We start from the raw sequence: 17,769 nt of genomic DNA, 5'->3' as shown, positions 1-17,769 counted from the left end.
GGCAGAGTTGGCCCCGCCGACGCGACCTATCTCGCGGACCTGTTGCTGATGGCGTACACCCCGGGCCTCTTCGACCACCAGCGCGGCGAATGCGACTGGCCGCTGGAGCGCATCAAGAGCGGGCTGGACACACTGGTCGACGGTATCGCGCGGACCACTGAGCGGCCGTCATAGTCGGTTGTCCTAGCGGGCGGGGGTGATCGAATGTTCAACCGGCTTGAGGTAAGGGTATTGGCGTCGGGGCCGGTGGGCTGCCCAGTTGGAGTTGTAATCGACGGCGAGGATGTGGTGGCAGGGGCGGTCGGAGAGGGGGCCGTGGCCCGTTCGCGGAAGAGGCACTGCCCGCCAACGGCCACAGCCCGTTGTGGGGGACCGCAGAGGGCGACGCGTGGTGCTGCGGGAGCGCGAGCGCACGGGCGTGGATGGTGCGGCTACCTTTCGGTGTCCCGGTGTGGTCGGTCAAGACAGGATCTCGACGTACCCGTCGGTTCCGTGCACGCGGATCCGCTGCCCGTCCCGGATCAGCCGGGTGGCCCGCTCCACGCCCACGACGGCCGGCAAGCCGTACTCCCGGGCGATGACCGCGCCATGGGTCATCAGGCCGCCCACCTCCGTCACCAGGCCCGTGATTCCGACGAACAGGGGCGACCAGCAGGGGTCCGTGAAGGTCGTGACCAGGATGTCGCCCGCTTCGAGATCGGCCTGCGCCAGGTCAAGGATGACGCGGGCCCTTCCCACGATGGTTCCGGCGGAAACCGGTACGCCGATCAGGGCACCGGCCGGCACGTCGTCGCGCCGGTACGCCCCGGTGACGGCCTCACCCTCCGATGTGAGGACCCGTGGCGGTGTCAGCGCGCGGTACGACCGGAACGCGTCCTTGCGCTGCTGGATGAGCCGGTCATCCACCTGGTGCGAGCGCACGACGTCGTGGAGTTCCTGGAACGTGAGGTAGAAGATGTCCTCTTTCTCAGGAAGCACGCCTGCCTGCACGAGGCGCTCGGCCTCCGCCAGCAAGGCTTGCTTGTAGACGAAGTAGCGGCTGACGATGCCGTACTTCGGGTACTCCCGGTACCCGATGAAGGTTCTGACCCGGTCGATCATCCGCTTGGCCTCGTCGGCTTTCCGGTCCCCGTCGGGCAGGGCCCGCAAGCGTGACAGCACGTCCTGTTCCTTCTCCTGCGCCTTCTGCCGCCCTTGCTCGAAGCGCCGCTCGGCGGCTCCCGGCTCGAAGTTCCTGACGTTGTCGAGGATGACGGGCACCAGCGTGGTGGGGCGCTCGCGCCAGCGAGGCCTCGTGATGTCGATCTCGCCGACGCAGCGCATGCCGTACCGGTCGAGGTAGGCCTCGATGGCGTCGCGCGCCTCGGTCCCGCCCGCGAGCTTCGCCAGCTCGTCCAGGAAGCCCTCGTCCTCGGCGCCCACGCCCTGCAGGAGCGCCACCACCTCCGGATGCGGGCGGATCACGTCCGCGACGTCGAGCAACGCCAGTCCCATCTCCGACGTGACGTTGTTGGGGGCGGACAGCGTGAGCGTGTCAGCCGCGTTCTTCTCCCCCAGCCACTCCTGCAGCTTGTCGTTGAGCCACCACGTGGCTTCCATCCCCGCCATGATCGTCTGCATGCTCAGCGGATCGCCGAGGACTCGCTTGTGCTCCTCGAAGGCCTCGAGCAGGAAGCCGAACAGCGCCGGTCCGGTCTTCGTCCGGATGTCGCGTTCCAGGGCGGCGATGGACACCTGGCTGCGCTCGATCAGCTCGGTGACGATGGCCGGGTCGGTTTCGATCGGGGCGGACGCGCCGCCGGCAGGCGGCCCGCCGGGTCCCGCGTCCGGCATTGCCGGGACGAAATCGCCGCGGTCGAGGACCGTCTGCAGCGCGTCCCTGACCAGCGGATCGCCTCTCCCCATGACGTCCAGGAGGCCGGCGCGGCTCGCGGGCGAGGCCAGGCGCCGGGTGACGTCGACGAACAGTCTCCCGCCGGCCTCGTGCATCGGCGCCATGGCCGTCAACTGCCACATGGAGAGCCCCAGGGGCCTCATGGGGTCGGTCATCATCTGCTGATGACCGACGGAGACGTAGACGTGATTCTCCTGGTCACCGGTCTCGGGGATGGGGAACAGCGTCGTGATCGGCCGGCTCTGAACGATCCGGAAGCCATCGTCGGCCAGGCACCATTCGATGTCCTGCGGGCGGCCGAAGTGCGCTTCGATCCGCCGCCCGAGCCGCACGAGCCGCACGACCTGCGCATCCGTCAGCGCCGGCTCGTCCTGCCGCTGCGAGTCGATCGCCACTTCCTGCGTACCGCCGGCCGGCAGGGCGTGAACGGCACGCTGTTTGGCGGCGATCGCCTTGGCGACGACCTCGCCTTCTCGCACCTTGAAGACGTCCGGGTTCACCAGGCCGGAGACAAGGGCCTCGCCGAGACCGAAACCGGCGTCCACGGTGGCGACCTTCCGGTTACCCGTGACGGGGTCGGCCGTGAACAGGATGCCGGCCGCATGCGGGAAGACCATCCGCTGCACGACCACGGCCATGTGGACCGTACGGTGGTCGATGCCGCTGCGCTGGCGGTAGGTCACGGCCCGCTCGGTGAACAGCGAGGCCCAGCACCGGCTGACGTGTTGGAGGATCGCCCTCGGCCCCACGACGTTCAGGTACGTGTCCTGCTGGCCGGCGAAGGAGGCCGTCGGCAGGTCCTCTGCCGTCGCGCTGGACCGTACGGCGTAGGCAGCTCGCGCACCGAACCGGACAAGCGCGCGGGTGATCATCGCCGCGAGATCGTCCGGGATGGCAATTCCTTCAATGGTCCGGCGAATCTCCGCGCTCAGCGCGCGGATCGCCTCCCGGTCGTCCGGATTCACGCGCGACAGCTGATCGAGCCGATCGTCGATCGACGACGCTTCCGCCATGATCCGCCGGAAGGCGTCCGCCGTCACGCAAAAGCCACCCGGCACGCCGATGCCCTCGATCCGCGACAGCTCGCCCAGATGCGCGCCCTTGCCGCCGACGACCGCGACCTGCCCCCCGTCAGTCTCCTGAAGATCCAACACGTACTGCTCAATCATTGCGCTCCCTCTGTGGCCGCCGTACTCGGCCGCACCGCACTGGCTGGTCGTATCCCCGACGCCGCAAGCCCTGTCGAACTTCTTGCTGGGCACGTCCTCATCTCTGGTTCGCCGTCCTTCTGACGAGTCGGCCGGCCGGTCCACCCAGTCCGGCGACACGCACACGGCACTCCGTCCCGAACGCCCGCAACCGCACCGCCGGTTCGACGTCACCCTTCGCCTTTGCGCCGACAGAACACACGCACGTCGTGCCCCCCTCCCCCGCTTTCCGCAGGTTGTGGCCTCGGCGGAGGATTCTGCGCGACAACCCGGGTCTTGCCGCAAGCCCCCTGGTGCGCTATACGTTAAGAGTGGCAAGGAGAGCTCTCCTTGCCTTTGCCTTTGCCCGTCCGCTGGAACTGACGAGCTCCCCGCGAAGCGGTGGCGCGCCGCGTACGGGCGCACGGCGTTTCGCCACGGCCCGGACGCCCACTCGTGTTCACGATCGCGTGGCCGGAAACACCGACGACTACAGCCGGTTCACGGCCGTGGTGAAAGCCATCCGGGTACCGTGTAGCGGGCCAGGGCGGCCTCGGGTTTGTCGGACCCTTGTCCTGGGCGCCCCGCGCAAGAGCGCTATCGACACCCGTTGGCCGAGCATCTGCTTGATCCCCGCAAGATGATCGCCGTGGGATCAGAATGTTGGCGGGCCTGATGGGGCTCGTGTGTGCCGTGGGTGGGTGGTGCAGGTGCGCTCCTGGGCGGGTGGATCCAGCAACGCAACAGGCGGAGTTGGGCAAGCTGAGCCCGCGTCAGATCGGCCGCCCGCCGCATCGCGTCGACCAGCCACCGGGGGTCCGCTTCTGCCATGCCTCTCCTACCCAGCGCAGTCACGCCATCCCGCAGCGTTTACGGAGGAGCTCCACGCCATCGCCTTCAAGGTCGTCGCAGTACGTCGAGCGCCCGGTCATCGCCATCACCAGGGCCAAGGTGGGACCGGAGACGAGTGGCCCGGAACCGGCCGTGAAAGGGCCGTCATCCGCAACGAGTGTCAGGCCGCCGATACGTCCCTTGGCCAGGACCACGAGATCCGAGCCCCGGTAGTACTCAGCCACCAGCGTGACCACCTCGATCGGGTACTCACGACTGATGCCCAGCGGACGCCGGATGTCTTCTCCGTGCACGATGGTCTCGCCCAGTATGGCCATGGCAGGGAGGGGAGGTTTGATCGTGTTCAGGGCCGCGCGCCGGAATCTCTCCAGCGTCTCGGCTGGAGTGGCGCCCAGCTGCTCCGCCAGCCGCATGGCGACCTGTTTGTCGAAGTCAAACCGGCAGCGGAACACACCCGCCAGCCACCGCAGGGAGTTGAGGCTCGCTGCTGCGGTGAGGTGCGCCAGTACCTCACGCACCGTCAATTCGGTGCACAGCGACGACGTTGCCCACTGCTCGTCAGTCAGGTCTGCGAGATCAGCGGCCAGCGCCGTACGCTCAGCGTGGATCAGGGGCCAGGCTCCAGCCCCACGGCTGCGGTCTGCTGTCAGTTCCGGATCAGTCATGCGAGAGCGTCTCCTGTCACGGTGGTGCTGCCCCGGGGCCGGAACAGGAGTAGTTCTCGAAGCCTGTGGATCACGAGGCTCCGGAGACGTCCTGTAGCCAGTCGTCGAGTGCGGCGAGGCCGGTGTCGGTGTCGGTGAGGCCGATCAGGGAATCGACGCGGTGGAGCAGGGCCTGTCCCTGGTGCCTTGCCGCGCCCCATACGCGGTCGAGGTCGCTGATCTCGTCGTCGACCCGGTGGCGTCGCATCCCGTTCGCCCGCGTGAGCGGCCGGGCCGGGCAACGGGACGAGGGGCGGCCCCGCCCCCCAGTCACGGCCCGAGCGCCCCGTCATTGACGGGGCGCTCGGGCCACCCCTGCAATGTGCTCCCATGCGTGGCAGCTCAGGTTCCGGACCGCTCGGCGAGAGTGTGCGCGACGAGGGCATTGGCGTGACCGTGGCCCAGCCCGTGTTCGGCCTTGAGCCAGTTCACGAGCTCCATGTGCTTGGTCAGAGGCGAGGAGCGGATCAGGTCCTTCCACTCCGCAATCGGGCGACCGTACTTCTTCTCGATGGAAGGGAAGTAGCTGGCAGGGCCCTTCACGGTGGCGGTCATGTCAGCCATCCTGTCTGTCCGTTGTGTCGCTTCGGTGTTGTCGCCGGTATGACCGAGGGGCACGGACGGAGTCATCGGTCGATGAAGGTGTGCTGCGTCACACCTCCTGCTCGCCGATGTGGGGGCAGGTAATGGTGCTGGCCGAAGGTTGGCGAGCCGTTCGCCGGGGGGAGGGACCGGCCGGGATCCCCGGCAGCCGACGGCGGGCCCGGTCAGCCATGCCTGGCTCGGTGACACCGCCTCGCCTCCACAGGACGTATGGCGGCAGGGACATGATGGCGTCCACGTGCAGCAGCATGTTCAGCTTCTCTGTGCCGAAGTTGGAGAAGGCCGCGGCATTCCGCTTCTTCTGTGCCCGCTGGACGGCGTCGGACGACGGTACCGCCGTGCCACCGACCGCGTCGCGGCGGGCGGCCAGTGAGGCGCGGGCGCGCTGGAGCGCGCTGTTGAGCGAGGCGAGGGTACAGCCGTACTGGTCTGCGACGGTCCCGGTGCACGTGCAGCCATCGCTGCCGCGCCGAACACGCCCAACGCACCTGAAGCGGGACCGCCGTTCACGAAGACCGACGGCGTGGGGCAGGCTGCACTCCCGGATGTCGGGATTTCGGGGCCCGCCGCCGCCCGGGGAGTGGGCTTGTGCGCCGGGTGCGCGGTGTCGGCCTGCGGGGTCAGTTGAGGGCGGCGACCAGCAGGGCGAAGGCGGCGATGATGACGGCGACGCGGACGTAGTGGAGGCGGTCCCAGCGGTTCATCTGCTGCTTCCAGTCGGCGGGCCGGTTGTCAGGGGTCCACGTCTTGCCCCGGTTGTTGATCGGGACGAGCAGCAGGATCGACATGATCACGCTGAGGATCAGCAGTGCGCCGGCGGTGACGACGAGACCGGTGCCGTGGTGGTGCCATCCGGCGATGGCCCAGACCGCGACGAGGATGAGCGAGGTGATGTACCAGACCGGCATCACGGCGCCGAGCATCCGGCCCCCGTGGGCGCGGCCGAGTTGGCCACTGTCACCGGGGAGCGCGTTGAGGATCGGGTTGATGACGAAGGCGACGGAGAACTCCACCCCCACCATCACGCCGACGACCACGGTGGTGAAGACCTCAAGTGCGGTGAGCATGACGACCTCCGGATTTCTAGCATTGCTAGGCAGTAAGGCTACGCTAGCGCTGCTGCCGCTCGATTGTCTAGCGGTGCTAGGATCGACTCATGTCGGTACAGGAACGCAAGGAGCGCGAACGGGCGGACCGCGAACGCCTCATCGTGGCGACGGCCCGCGAACTCGCCGAGCAGCAGGGCTGGGACGCGGTCACCACTCGCCGGCTCGCCGAACGCATCGAGTACAGCCAGCCCGTTCTCTACAGTCACTTCCGCGGCAAGCGGGAGATCATCGGCGCCGTCGCCCTCGAAGGCGCCGCCGAGATGGCCGCAGCGCTGAGAGCCGCGACCCGCGCCGCGGACGGCCCGCGCGCCCGGGTCGCCGCCCTGGCCCGCGCCTATCTCTACTTCGCCGAGCGCAACCCGGCGGTCTACGACGCCATGTTCCAGCTCGACGGCGGCCTGGCGTTCGCGGACCAGGACACCCCGGAGCCTCTGAAGGACGCCTTCGCCGCCCTGCTGGAGAACCTCGGCGAGGTCGCCGGGGACGGCGTCCACCCGGGACTGTTCACCGAGGTGTTCTGGGCGGCCCTGCACGGGCTCGCCACCCTGACCCGAGCGGGACGGCTGCCACCGGAGGACACCGAGCCGAGGGTGGAGCTGCTGGTAGACCGGCTGGCCATGGTCTGACACACCATCCCGGCGGGCACGCAGCCGGGGCCCTCGGGACCCGGCTGCGTGCCCGCGGCATCGCTTCCGGCCACTCGCGCCCACACGGCACAGCCGCAGATCGCCGGGCCTCGTACCGCAGACGGGCACCCGCTCCGCAAGCCGCGATGCTCATTGATCACGACCCGATACGCGCCCTAGCGGGCCACAGTGCGGCCACCGCTCCCTTCACCGCTGCCGTCCGTGTCACGCGGCCAGATGGCGATGGCGATCAGCACGGCCGCCCACACACCCAGCGGCGTGGCCGGCCAGTAGTAGGTCAGCTCCCCCTTCTGCGCACAGCGTGTGCCCCAGATCCCGGACATGATCACCGCCCCGCCGAGCCAGTAGCGCCATTCGGCCAGCCACTCCCTGAGGTCTCTGCGGTCCTGCTCCGAGCGGGTCGGCGCCGGTTCGGGTAAGTCGGCTGTCAGCACGGCGAGTTCATCGGCCGTACGCGCCCGCAGGGCGCGCCTGGAGCGCATCTCGTGCTCGTGCGGATCGAGTCGCCCCTCGGCCAGCGCCGCCGCCAGCACACCGAGCGTCTCGTCGCGGTCGCGGTCCGAGACCCGCACAGCGGGCACGGCAGGCTCACGTCGGTCATGCACCAATGTCTCCTTTCGGCTCCGTGCAGCACCTCACCTGACGGAAGGTTAGAATACGACTGTATCTCAAAGATGGGAGCGCGACCGATGCCCAAGACCGTCGACAGGGAGGAACAGCGTCGGCAGATCGGCGCGGCCCTGCTCCAGCTGGTCGCCGAACGCGGCCTCGACGAGGTCAGCGTGCGCACCGTGGCGGCCGCAACGGGCCGTTCCCCCGGCGCGGTTCAGAAGTACTTCCGCACCAAGGACGAGATGCTCACGTTCGCCGCCGAGCTGGCCGGTGAGCGCATCGAGCGCCGGATGGCCGAGGTGAACACCGCACTGCCGCTGCGCCAGGCGCTGCGTGACCTGATCCTGAGCACGCTCCCCTTGGACGCCGAGCGACGTGCCGAGGCCGCCGCGCAACTCGCCTTCGCCATCCACGCGGCACATCACCCCCGCCTTGCCGCGATCCGGCGGCAGGTCGACCGAGACATCCGTGAGGCACTGGCCACCTGGCTGGAGTCGGCCGGGCACGCGACCCACCCGGCGGTCCTCGCCGATGCGGTCATCGCACTGTCCGATGGCCTGGCACTGCGCATGCTGTACACCCCACAGGAGCACGAGCAGCTGCTCACAGTCCTGGACCAGGCGCTGGACACCCTGATCCCGGACCCTGGAACAGCCCGGCATCCCCGCGAGTAGGCCGGGGAGACCGGGGCGTGCCGGAGCGGCTGTCGATCCGGACGGTTGGCGCGTCCACCTCAGCAGGGGGGCTTCGTTGGATCATCGGGCGGACCACAGGAAGATGCCCGCGATATGGAGTCCGGCCACCGCTCGGAAGCCTTGCCTGCGCAGGTGTCAGCGGATGGCGCGTAAGGAGTACGCCTTGTCGGCCGGGCCCACCTCGGGCCAAGCTCTCGGACGCCCCCGGTGCCGGGGACCGCGCAGGCAGGCCATGACCTCCTCGAAGGCTGATTGAGGAGTGGCTTCGCAGGTGAAAACGGACACCGTCCGTATCCGCGTCTGGACGCCACTTGTCGATCACAGAGCCCGAAATGTTGGGGAGCAGGAGTAACACCACTGCGGTGTGGGTGGAATGTAGCTATTCGGCAGGTTCGGCGATCAGCGCCGTACCGATCTCGCGGAAGCCGAGTCGGGCGTAGATCTTCGCGATGTCGCCGTCACCTGCCGACAGGAAGACGGTTTCCGCGCCCCGCGAGCGGGCGTCGGCTATCAGTGCCGCTGTGACCGCGAGTGCGAGACCGCGACGGCGCGCTGTGGGGAGCGTTCCGACGCCGACGATCTCGCTGACTCCCGCGAGCGGTTGGTGCTGGCCCGCGGACAGTGCCGACCCGTGCTCGACAGCTGCGGCGACCACCGTCAGGCCTGCCCGGATACGCAGCACCGCGCGTTTCACCGATCCGTCGGCGACGCGGGCGTCGACCGCTCTCGCCAATTGCGGTGTTCCCGCGAGTCCGACCTGCGTTCCAGGCTCGGCGAAGGCAAGGTGAGGAACGGCCAGGGCGCTGGGCAGCATGGGATCGTCCGCGCTTACGATCCGCACCGATATGTTGCCGGGCAACCCCACCACTGGCGCTGCCGCCGTGCATGGATCGAGCACCATCAGCGGATGTTCGTGGACCACGAGTCCCGACTCCTCGGCTGCTGTCCGCAGTGTGGGGGTGGTCTCGGCGACGCATTCGAAACTCTCCGGGATGCCGAGCTCCCGCTGGCGGGCGCGGACCTTCTGCACGTCGGCGGCTTGAAGCGGTCCGGACCACCCCCGTGCGGGACGTGCGTAAAACGGCCAGCCCTGGCCTTCCCGCACGAACAACGTAAGCGGCCCGCAGTCCTCGGCACGGGCGCCGTGGCGCGGGACCGCGTCGTAGTACTCCTCGAGCCGGTCCAGCAGTGCCCGCTCAGGGTGATCATAATTGGCAGAAGTCACGCCGGGTAGCCAAGCAACAGAGCACCAGCCAAAGCCACTTCATTGCACCTGCGCGCTCCACGCTCGGCCGGAAATCGATCGTTGGCCGGCAGCGTCGACTTCACCGCCTCTTCGAAGCTGCCTGCCGCCCAGATCCTCGACCTGGGAGCCGTACGCTGGCTCCATGCCGGCGAGTCGGTCATTCTCTGCGGGCCGGTCGGCGTCGGCAAGACGCACATCGCGCAGGCACTCGGCCACCTCGCCGTCCGCCAGGACGCCCAGGTTCGCTTCGCCAAGACCAGCTGCGTCCTGACAGACCTCGCTAGCGGCCGCGCAGACCGCACCTGGGAGAAACGGATCCGCGAATTGGTCCGCCCGACATCCTTGTCCTCGACGAATTCGCGATGCGCCAGCTGAACGCAACCCAGACTGCCGACCTCTATGAGCTGGTCAGCGAGCGGCAGGGAAGGTCTCTCTCAGTCCCACTAGTTGAACATCAGCTCGCCGACCGTGCCGGGACGCCAGTAACGCACCTGTTCCAGCTCTGCTTCGGCGAGCTCGCTGGTGTCAGCCGCGGCCAACGGAATAATCAGTTCTCCGATGTCCAGCAGCCGGAAGCCGCCCAGCTCAAATGCGTCCGCCCACGCCGGTGGGGATGTGAAGTCCGCCAGAGGCACACCAGCCTGCGGAGGACTCGCCGCAAAGGCCACCGCACGGCAGGCGGTTTTGAAGGCCCCGACGTCCCACCTGCGACAGCGGGTCATCGTCATGCCCCAGAACCCGGCAACTCGTCGGCCATGGCTGAGAGAGCGGAAAGGCCCGAGTGACCAGATCTGTCGGCCGAGGAGCCGGTCAGACGGTCTCGGCCGTGCGGCACTCCGGGTGGCCCCAGCCGCGATCGTTCTTGGCGATGGCCTCCCCGGCCGCGTAGGAGCGGCCGCACTGGCAGCAGCCGGGGAACTTGGCCTTGATGGTGCGCGAGGAGGCCTTCGTGGTGCGGGCCGCGCCGCCGCGCGACCGGGCGCGCGGGGCCTTGGCCGGGGTGTCCGGGGCGGGCGGCGGCTCGGGCGAGCCGAGGCCGCTGCCCGCGGGCTCCTGGGTGGTGGCGGCCTGGCTGGCGGCGCGGTCGGCGAAGTCGTTGAGCCGGTCGCCGTCGACCTGGTGGGCGGGCACGTAGCGGAACTCGACCGAGCGGCCGTCCAGGAGCTCGTCGATGCGCACGACAAGGTCCTGGTTGGCGACCGGCTTTCCGCCGGACGTCTTCCAGCCGTTGCGCTTCCAGCCGGGCAGCCAGGTGGTGACGGCCTTCATCGCGTACTGCGAGTCCATCCGGATCTCGAGCGGCACGTCCGGGTCGGTGGCCGTCAGCAGGCGTTCGAGCGCGGTGAGTTCCGCGACGTTGTTGGTGGCCTTGCCGAGCGGCCCCGCCTCCCAGCGCACCGGGCTCTCGGAAGCATCGGCGACGACCCAGGCCCAGCCCGCGGGCCCGGGATTTCCCTTAGAAGCCCCGTCACACGCGGCCACAACACGTTCACGCATGGGCCCGATCATGCCATGACCGCGTGGGCCGTCCGGCCGGAGGTCTCAGCTCACGTCGGTCATCTTCGGCATCTCGCCCTCGGTCCTGGTGATGTCGATGACCGAGAAGTTGGCGCCCTGCGGATCGCTGAGGGACGCGAACCGGCCGAACGGGGTGTCCATGGGCCCGAAGCGCAGGCCGCCGCCCAGCTTGGTGGCCTTCGCGACGGCGTCGTCACAGTCCTCGACGGCGAAGTAGACGTCGATGTACGGCGGCACCTCGGGCGGGGTGTCGTCCGTCATCTTCATCCGGCCCAGCACGCTGCGGTCGCCGAGGTCGTAGATCCGGAAGTCCATCTCCTCGTCCTCCATCTCCTTCTGCTGGTAGGAGAAGACGGCGGGGAAGAACGCGTCGGACTTCTCGGGCTCGCGGGTGAAGACCTCCGCCCACGTGTAGGCACCCGGTTCGGCCATCGTGTCGAAACCCTCATGGGTGCCCGCCTGCCAAACGCCGAAGACGACACCGCCCGGGTCGCGGGCCAGGCACATGGTGCCGAAGTCGCCGACCCGCATCGGCTCCATGAGGACCTCGCCGCCGTGGTCACGGATCCGGGCGGCGGTGGCGGCGGCATCCCGGGCCGCGAAGTACAGGCACCACTGCGACTGGCCCTCCTGGCCGGGCATGGGCGGGACGACGGCGGCGACCGCCTTGCCGTTCGCATAGGCCTCGGTGTAATTGCCGAACTCCGTCGACGCCTCGGCGAAGGTCCAGCCGAGGACGTCTCCGTAGAAGCTCTTGGCCCCTTCGAGGTCGCTGAACATCGCGTCGGCCCAGCACGGGCTTCCTTCAGGTTGCACGGCCATGGCTGCGACCCTCTCCGAATGGGTGGACAGTCCGTTTCCTCACGCTAATCACCCGTGGGCCGGCCCGCGCGCCGAACGGGCGGTTCCGTCGCAGACTGGGCGTGGGCGCTCGGCAGGACGGGAGCGGCGGCATGGCGGACGGGACGATGCGCACGTGGTCGGTGGTGCGGCCAGGCCCGGTCGAGGAGGGGTCTCTGCGGCTGGTCGGGAAACCGGTGCCGGTGCCCGCGGACGACGAGCTGCTGGTGCGGGTGCGCGCCTGCGGTGTGTGCCGCACCGACCTGCACGTCGCCGAGGGCGACCTGCCCGTGCGCCGGGCGGGCGTCACGCCCGGTCACGAGGTCGTCGGCGTGGTGGCCGGGGCGGGCGCGGCGGTGCGCGGCTTCGCGGCGGGCGACCGTGTCGGTGTGGCCTGGCTGCGCCGCACCGACGGCACCTGCGCGTACTGCGCGCGCGGCGCGGAGAACCTGTGTCCCCGCTCCGAGTACACGGGCTGGTGCGCCGACGGTGGCTACTCGGAGTACACGACGGTGCCGGCGGCGTTCGCCTACCGGCTGCCGGACGGCGTGCCGGACGTGGCCCTGGCTCCCCTGCTGTGCGCGGGGATCATCGGCCACCGGGCGCTGCGGCGGGCCGGGCTGCCGCCCGGCGGACGGCTCGGGCTGTACGGCTTCGGGGGCAGCGCCCATCTGTGCGCGCAGGTGGCGCTCGCCGAGGGCGCCACCGTGCACGTCATGACGCGCGGGGCTGCCGCCCGGCGGCTGGCGCTGGAGCTGGGCGCGGCCTCCGCGCAGGACGCGTACCAGCGGCCGCCGGAGCCGCTGGACAGCGCGATCCTGTTCGCGCCTGCGGGCGAGTTGGTCCCGGTCGCGCTGCGCGCCCTGGACCGCGGCGGTGTCCTGGCCATCGCCGGCATCCACCTCACCGACACACCTCCCCTGCACTACGAGACCGAGCTCTTCTACGAGAAGCAGGTGCGCAGCGTCGCCTCCAGCACGCGCGAGGACGGCCGCGAGTTCCTGACCCTCGCGGCGAGGTACGGCGTACGCGCGACCACCCATCCTTATCCGCTGTCGCGGGCCGTGGAGGCGCTCGCGGATCTCAAGGCAGGGCGGTTCGACGGGGCGGCGGTGCTGGTGAACGACTTGTCGTGAAGTGAGCCGGGGGCGGCCCCGTTCGGCAGGCGCCCGGCCTCACCTGCGCCACGAGGGCGCTGTCTCCGGGCCTGACCCGCCGTCATGTCGTCGGCCGCGGACCGCGGTTCCGTGGCCGACTCGTGTCTTCCCCCAGGGGTCCGGCTGTGCTTGCCTGGGGAGCCGTTTCACCGGCCCGGGGCGGGAGTTGCCGTATGCGCAGACCGTGGTTCGTGGGTGTGCTGGTGGCGGGGTTGCTGCTCGGTGCGTGCGCTGATCCGTCGTCCGGGCCCGAGACTCCCCCGCCGTCCGCTCCGGAGGTGTCCGCGACCACGCACCAGCGTGCCCCGGCCTCCTCCCCCAGTGCCCGGGCCCCCGTGCAAGCGCCCACCGTGCTGTACCTCGGTGACTCGCTCGCCATGGAGAACCAGAAGGTCCTCGGCCAGGAGCTGCGCCGGGACCTGCGCGCGAAGTACACGAGTGCCCCCTACTCGGGCACCACCCTGTGCGACTACCTGGAGGGCACGGCCGAGCGGTCCCTCGTACCGGCCCGGGACAAGGCGGCCGCCCTGGTGCGGTCGCTGCGTCCGGACTTCGTGGTGTTGCAGTTCTGGGGCAACGCCTGGGACTTCACCTGGTGCATGGACGGGATCACGTACGACGGTGCGCGGGAGCGGTACTTCAAGCGGTACGAGGCCGACGCGCGCAAGCTCGTCGAGCAGATCGCGACGGCCGGCGGGTCCCACCGGCCTCGGATCGTGTGGGTGCTCCAGGGCCCGGATCCGATCACGCCCGACCGGGTGCGCCGGGTGAACGGACTGTACGAGCGGCTGGCCGCCACGTCGGGCGGCATCGTCGCCGACGCCGGGAAAGCGGTGAGTCCGGGCTCGGACCGCTACACCTGGACGCAGTACCTCCCGTGCACCGCCTACGAGCGTGCCCATCCGGACTACTGCACTCAGCCGTCGCGCGACCGGACGGCCCTGCACCGGGACGACGACTACCTGCACTTCTGCCTGGCGCCCACGACGTCCACGCCGAAGCCCTGCCCGGTCCGCTCCCCCGGCATCCTGCGCATCGCCCGGGAGATCACGAAAACCATTCGACAGTCGGTGACTTGACCGCTCGAATGGCGGCATGTGCGCGGTTCGAATGCATGAGGACGAAGTGGACATCGACGTCTCGCTCGTCGGCCGGCTGATCGCGGGACGGTTCCCGCTCTGGGCAGGACTGCCCCTGCGGCGACTGGAGTCCTCCGGGACGGAGAACGCCATGTTCCGCCTCGGTGCGGACAAGGTCGTACGGCTTCCGCGGCATCCCCGCGCCGTCGAGGGCATCACGCACGAACTGCGCTGGCTGCCCCGGCTGGCACCCGGGCTCCCCACCGCCGCTCCCGAACCCCTGGGGCGGGGTGAGCCCGGTGAGGAATTCCCGTGGCCCTGGGCCGTGTACAGCTGGCTGGACGGTCGCAACCCCGTGCCCGGCACGCTCGGGGAACCCCGGCTGCTCGCCGAGGACCTGGGGGCGTACGTCGCCGCCCTGCGCCGGGTCGACGCGGCGCAGGGCCCGATCGGGTACCGGGGTGTGCCTCTGGCGACCCGGGACCGTTTCATGCGTGAGGCGCTCGCGCAGCTGGCGGGGCGGATCGACACCGCTGCGGTGACGGACCTGTGGGAGCAGGCCCTGCGCGTCCCGGAGTACGCAGGGCCGCCGGTCTGGGCGCACGGCGATCTGATGGCCGGGAACCTGCTGGTCAGCGGCGGACGGCTGACCGCCGTGATCGACTACGGCACGGTGGGAGTGGGCGACCCCGCCGTCGACCTCATCAGCGCCTGGTGTGTGCTGCCCGCCGAGGTCCGCGGCGTCTTCCGCGAGGGCGTGGGCGCGGACGAGGCCGAGTGGGCGCGAGGCCGGGGCTGGGCCCTGTCGATCGCGGTCATCGCGCTGCCGTACTACTGGGACACCAACCCGCCTGTCGCGGAGAACTCGCGGCATGTGATCAGGGAGATCCTGGCCGAGTCCCGGTAGGGGCAGATGATCAGGGAGATCCTGGCCGAGCCCCGGTAGGGGCAGAGCCGAGTCCCGGTAGGGGCAGAAAGGTAAAGCTTCCTGCCCCTGTCCGGGGGGCGCTTCATTCGCCCGCGTACGCCTTCTCCAGGGCCGCGATGTCGAACTTGCTCATCGCCATGAACGCCTCGGTCACCCGGGCCGCCTTCGCCGGGTCCGGGTCGGTGATCATGTCGTCGAGCCGGTCGGGGACGACCTGCCAGGACACGCCGTACTGGTCCTTGAGCCAACCGCACGGGCCGGGCTCGCCGCCGTTCTCGGTGAGCTTGGTCCAGTAGTAGTCGATCTCCTCCTGGTTCTCGCAGAAGATCATGAAGGAGACGGCCTCGGTGAACTTGAACTGGGGGCCGCCGTTGAGCCCGAGGAACTTGTGGCCGTTGGCCGTGAACTCGACGGTCATCACGCTGCCGGCGGGCTGGGGCGCTCCCTCGGGGTAGCGGGCGATCTTTCCGACACTGGAGTTCTTGAAGACCGAGACGTAGAAGTGGGCGGCCTCCTCGGCCTGGCCGTCGAACCAGAGACACGTGGTGAAACCGTCGGATGCCATGAGTACCTCCTGGAGCGAGGATCGCTGTCTTCTGTGTCGACCGGTCCACGCCGGGAAACTCATCGGCCGGGCGGGTGGTCATTTCGCTGGGCGGCGTCACGGCCCGCGGCCGGCATCGCGGTGATGACAACGTCCTCTCCTTCGGTCAGCGGCATCAGGCGCTTCCGCACCGACGTGCCGGCGGCGTATCCGCGCGAGCCGGTCCGTTACCGGCGGCTCGCGTACGACTGGCGGGCCGCCGGGGCGGGCTGGAGGCGTGGCCGCAGTTCACGACCACGATCGACGGCGCGACCGAAAGGTGGTGGAGTTCCTCGACGTGGTCGGTCCGCTGACCGATCCCGCCGCGCACGGGTGGTCCGCCCGGCGCCTTCCACGTGGTCGTGCCGAACACCCCTGGGATCGGGCTGTCCGGGCCGACACTGGCGCGGGCCCATCCCGACCGCGTGACAGGCCTGCATCTCAATCTGCTGCGGGGCGCCCAGCAGGCCACCGAGCCGCCCCCGGACGAGCTGGACGCGCTCGGCCCCGAGGGGCGGGAGCATGCCCTCACCTCGTGGCGGCGCCGGCGCGACCGTTCCCCGCGAGGGCTGGGGGTACGCCGTGCTCCAGTCGATCCGCCCGCAGACCCTGGTGTACGCGCCGCCGAGCCGTCCGGCGCGCCGACGGCCCGACCTGCTGGTCGGTGATGTGCGGGCGTTCTTCCGGGAGTTGAGCGAGAGGAGCTAGGACCGGCTGTCCGAGGAGGCTCTGCCGGTAGCGGATCTGCCGAGGGCAGAGAAGCGGTCTGCGGGCATCGTCCGAGGCCGAGAGTGGAGTCGACGGCACATCCGCGGCACGTCCGCGGTCCTTCTGCCACGACGAGGAGAACCGATGACCCCACTCACGACACTCGCCCCGCGGGCGGAGGAGGGCGACACCCCTCCGACCCGGTACGACGACCATCTGGCCGCCCAGTTGCTCGCGCAGCGCATCGTGCTGCTGGGCACGCAGGTGGACGAGGTCTCCGCGAACCGGGTCTGCGCGCAGTTGCTGATCCTGTCCGCGGAGGACCCGCGCACCGACATCAGCCTGTACATCAACAGCCCGGGCGGCTCGGTGCACGCGGGCCTGGCCATCTACGACACGATGCGGCTGATCCCCAACGACGTCTCCACCCTGGCCATGGGCTTCGCCGCCAGCATGGGCCAGTTCCTGCTCTGCGTCGGCACGCCGGGCAAGCGCTACTCCCTGCCGAACGCGCGCATCATGATGCACCAGCCGTCGGGGGGCATCGGCGGCACCACCGCCGACATCGAGATCCAGGCGGAGAACCTGGAGTTCACCAAGCGGACCATCGAGCGGATCACCGCCGAGCACACCGGACAGACACCGGAGACCATCTCCCGGGACGGCGACCGGGACCGCTGGTTCACAGCCGAGGAGGCCAGGGAGTACGGCATGGTGGACCGGGTCCTGGAGTCCCTCGCGGACATCCGCCCGGCGGCCACCCGGCGCAGGATGGGGCTTCAGTGATGGGTACGTACACGATTCCGAACGTCGTCGAGCGCACCCCGCAGGGCGAGCGGTCCTACGACGTGTTCAGCCGGCTGCTGTCCGAGCGGATCATCTTCCTCGGCACCGAGATCGATGACGGCGTCGCCAACGTCGTCATCGCGCAACTGCTCCATCTGGAGTCGTCGTCCCCGGAGGGCGAGATCTCGATCTATCTCAACTCCCCCGGTGGCTCGTTCACTTCGCTCATGGCCATCTACGACACCATGACGTACGTGCAGGCGCCCATCTCGACGTTCTGCGTCGGGCAGGCGGCCTCCACGGCGGCCGTGCTGCTGGCCGGCGGGGATGCCGGGCGGCGGTTCGTGCTGGAGCACGCCCGCGTGCTGCTCGGGCAGCCGGCCACGGGTGGAGCGCGCGGCACGGCGTCCGACCTGTCGCTCCAGGCCAAGGAGATGGTGCGGATCCGCTCCCAGGTGGAGGAGGTGCTGTCCCGGCACACCCACCACGACGTGGCGACCCTGCGGGCGGACATGGACCGCGACAAGGTGCTCACCGCTCAGGAGGCGGTGGCCTACGGGCTGGCCGACGAGGTGCTCAGCCGGCGACTCGTGCGGGTCTGAGGCGCCGGCCGGCCCACCG

General features: G+C 69.8%; 20 protein-coding genes and 1 pseudogene. 10 read left to right on the top strand and 11 right to left on the bottom strand.

The genetic code is table 11. From position 1 onward, the window contains the following. The first annotated feature begins 48 nt into the window (after nt 1-48). Nucleotides 49-174 (top strand): hypothetical protein, encoded by a 126-nt coding sequence (locus AOQ53_RS47275; RefSeq protein WP_269085437.1) that lies wholly within the window; start codon nt 49-51, stop codon nt 172-174. A 285-nt stretch (nt 175-459) separates the two neighbouring features. Here AOQ53_RS47275 and rph read toward each other — a convergent pair whose 3' ends face one another. The 5 genes from rph to AOQ53_RS06010 all read right to left on the bottom strand — a co-directional run bounded on the left by rph (nt 460) and on the right by AOQ53_RS06010 (nt 6,307). After that, the gene (rph, locus tag AOQ53_RS06025) at nt 460-3,063 is read right to left on the bottom strand and encodes a rifamycin-inactivating phosphotransferase (RefSeq protein ID WP_059415621.1); all 2,604 of its coding nucleotides are present in this window, start codon (nt 3,061-3,063) and stop codon (nt 460-462) included. 869 nt (nt 3,064-3,932) lie between these two features. Next, nucleotides 3,933-4,598 carry a maleylpyruvate isomerase family mycothiol-dependent enzyme gene (locus AOQ53_RS06020; protein WP_059415619.1) on the bottom strand — a complete coding sequence of 222 codons (666 nt, stop codon included), beginning with the start codon at nt 4,596-4,598 and terminating at the stop codon, nt 3,933-3,935. Between the two features lie 70 nt (nt 4,599-4,668). Next, the gene (locus tag AOQ53_RS44460; RefSeq protein ID WP_167745684.1) at nt 4,669-4,845 is read right to left on the bottom strand and encodes a hypothetical protein; all 177 of its coding nucleotides are present in this window, start codon (nt 4,843-4,845) and stop codon (nt 4,669-4,671) included. A gap of 134 nt (nt 4,846-4,979) precedes the next feature. After that, a complete protein-coding gene (locus AOQ53_RS06015) occupies nt 4,980-5,192 on the bottom strand; it encodes a DUF4287 domain-containing protein (protein WP_059415617.1) in 213 nt (70 codons plus the stop codon). A 668-nt stretch (nt 5,193-5,860) separates the two neighbouring features. Continuing rightward, on the bottom strand, nt 5,861-6,307 hold the full coding sequence (locus tag AOQ53_RS06010) for a DUF1772 domain-containing protein (RefSeq protein ID WP_059415616.1): 447 nt from the start codon (nt 6,305-6,307) through the stop codon (nt 5,861-5,863). 89 nt (nt 6,308-6,396) lie between these two features. Here AOQ53_RS06010 and AOQ53_RS06005 point away from each other — a divergent pair, with 89 nt between their 5' ends. Continuing rightward, nucleotides 6,397-6,975, top strand: coding sequence for a TetR/AcrR family transcriptional regulator (locus AOQ53_RS06005; protein ID WP_059415614.1), 579 nt, complete (start codon nt 6,397-6,399; stop codon nt 6,973-6,975). A 176-nt stretch (nt 6,976-7,151) separates the two neighbouring features. Here the strand turns inward: AOQ53_RS06005 and AOQ53_RS06000 are convergent, their stop codons facing one another. After that, nucleotides 7,152-7,601, bottom strand: a complete 450-nt coding sequence (locus AOQ53_RS06000) for a DUF1707 SHOCT-like domain-containing protein (RefSeq protein WP_236711606.1) — start codon at nt 7,599-7,601, stop codon at nt 7,152-7,154. Nucleotides 7,602-7,685: 84 nt separating this feature from the next. On the opposite strand from AOQ53_RS06000, the gene AOQ53_RS05995 reads away from it, so the two are divergent. Next, nucleotides 7,686-8,282 (top strand): TetR/AcrR family transcriptional regulator, encoded by a 597-nt coding sequence (locus AOQ53_RS05995; protein ID WP_059415608.1) that lies wholly within the window; start codon nt 7,686-7,688, stop codon nt 8,280-8,282. Between the two features lie 400 nt (nt 8,283-8,682). On the opposite strand, the gene AOQ53_RS05990 is transcribed toward AOQ53_RS05995, so the two are convergent. Then, on the bottom strand, nt 8,683-9,333 hold the full coding sequence (locus tag AOQ53_RS05990; protein ID WP_330219291.1) for a GNAT family N-acetyltransferase: 651 nt from the start codon (nt 9,331-9,333) through the stop codon (nt 8,683-8,685). Between the two features lie 276 nt (nt 9,334-9,609). Here AOQ53_RS05990 and AOQ53_RS05985 point away from each other — a divergent pair, with 276 nt between their 5' ends. Then, nucleotides 9,610-9,924 (top strand): ATP-binding protein, encoded by a 315-nt coding sequence (locus tag AOQ53_RS05985; protein WP_330219290.1) that lies wholly within the window; start codon nt 9,610-9,612, stop codon nt 9,922-9,924. 68 nt (nt 9,925-9,992) lie between these two features. On the opposite strand, the gene AOQ53_RS44455 is transcribed toward AOQ53_RS05985, so the two are convergent. From AOQ53_RS44455 to AOQ53_RS05975, 3 genes are all read right to left on the bottom strand, one after another. Then, nucleotides 9,993-10,277, bottom strand: a complete 285-nt coding sequence (locus AOQ53_RS44455; RefSeq protein ID WP_167745683.1) for a hypothetical protein — start codon at nt 10,275-10,277, stop codon at nt 9,993-9,995. A gap of 82 nt (nt 10,278-10,359) precedes the next feature. Then, nucleotides 10,360-11,058 carry a ribonuclease H family protein gene (locus tag AOQ53_RS05980; protein WP_078945174.1) on the bottom strand — a complete coding sequence of 233 codons (699 nt, stop codon included), beginning with the start codon at nt 11,056-11,058 and terminating at the stop codon, nt 10,360-10,362. 33 nt (nt 11,059-11,091) lie between these two features. After that, nucleotides 11,092-11,889: a VOC family protein gene (locus AOQ53_RS05975; protein ID WP_059415603.1), complete on the bottom strand. Its 798-nt coding sequence runs from the start codon at nt 11,887-11,889 to the stop codon at nt 11,092-11,094. Between the two features lie 146 nt (nt 11,890-12,035). Here AOQ53_RS05975 and AOQ53_RS05970 point away from each other — a divergent pair, with 146 nt between their 5' ends. From AOQ53_RS05970 to AOQ53_RS05960, 3 genes are all read left to right on the top strand, one after another. Next, entirely contained in the window at nt 12,036-13,043 is a 1,008-nt protein-coding gene (locus tag AOQ53_RS05970; RefSeq protein ID WP_179948487.1) for a zinc-binding alcohol dehydrogenase family protein, read from the top strand. A 194-nt stretch (nt 13,044-13,237) separates the two neighbouring features. Beyond that, a complete protein-coding gene (locus tag AOQ53_RS05965; protein WP_059415599.1) occupies nt 13,238-14,143 on the top strand; it encodes an SGNH/GDSL hydrolase family protein in 906 nt (301 codons plus the stop codon). Nucleotides 14,144-14,174: 31 nt separating this feature from the next. Continuing rightward, nucleotides 14,175-15,050 (top strand): aminoglycoside phosphotransferase family protein, encoded by an 876-nt coding sequence (locus AOQ53_RS05960; RefSeq protein ID WP_236711605.1) that lies wholly within the window; start codon nt 14,175-14,177, stop codon nt 15,048-15,050. Between the two features lie 103 nt (nt 15,051-15,153). Here the strand turns inward: AOQ53_RS05960 and AOQ53_RS05955 are convergent, their stop codons facing one another. After that, the gene (locus tag AOQ53_RS05955; protein WP_059415596.1) at nt 15,154-15,636 is read right to left on the bottom strand and encodes a VOC family protein; all 483 of its coding nucleotides are present in this window, start codon (nt 15,634-15,636) and stop codon (nt 15,154-15,156) included. A gap of 177 nt (nt 15,637-15,813) precedes the next feature. Between AOQ53_RS05955 and AOQ53_RS47975 the strand changes: the two are divergent. The 3 genes and pseudogenes from AOQ53_RS47975 to AOQ53_RS05940 all read left to right on the top strand — a co-directional run. Then, nucleotides 15,814-16,290, top strand: a pseudogene (locus tag AOQ53_RS47975) (epoxide hydrolase); the annotation flags it as partial. A gap of 216 nt (nt 16,291-16,506) precedes the next feature. Then, complete coding sequence (locus AOQ53_RS05945; RefSeq protein WP_059415592.1) at nt 16,507-17,148, top strand: ATP-dependent Clp protease proteolytic subunit; 642 nt, start codon at nt 16,507-16,509, stop codon at nt 17,146-17,148. Then, nucleotides 17,148-17,750 carry a ClpP family protease gene (locus tag AOQ53_RS05940; RefSeq protein WP_059415591.1) on the top strand — a complete coding sequence of 201 codons (603 nt, stop codon included), beginning with the start codon at nt 17,148-17,150 and terminating at the stop codon, nt 17,748-17,750. Before AOQ53_RS05945 ends, AOQ53_RS05940 begins: the two co-directional genes overlap by 1 nt. Nucleotides 17,751-17,769: the final 19 nt, after the last annotated feature.

The organism is Streptomyces azureus (assembly GCF_001270025.1).
Lineage (GTDB): Bacteria > Actinomycetota > Actinomycetes > Streptomycetales > Streptomycetaceae > Streptomyces > Streptomyces azureus.
The sequence above is the reverse complement of the archived record's forward strand: the minus strand, read 5'-3'. Positions and strand labels throughout refer to the sequence as shown.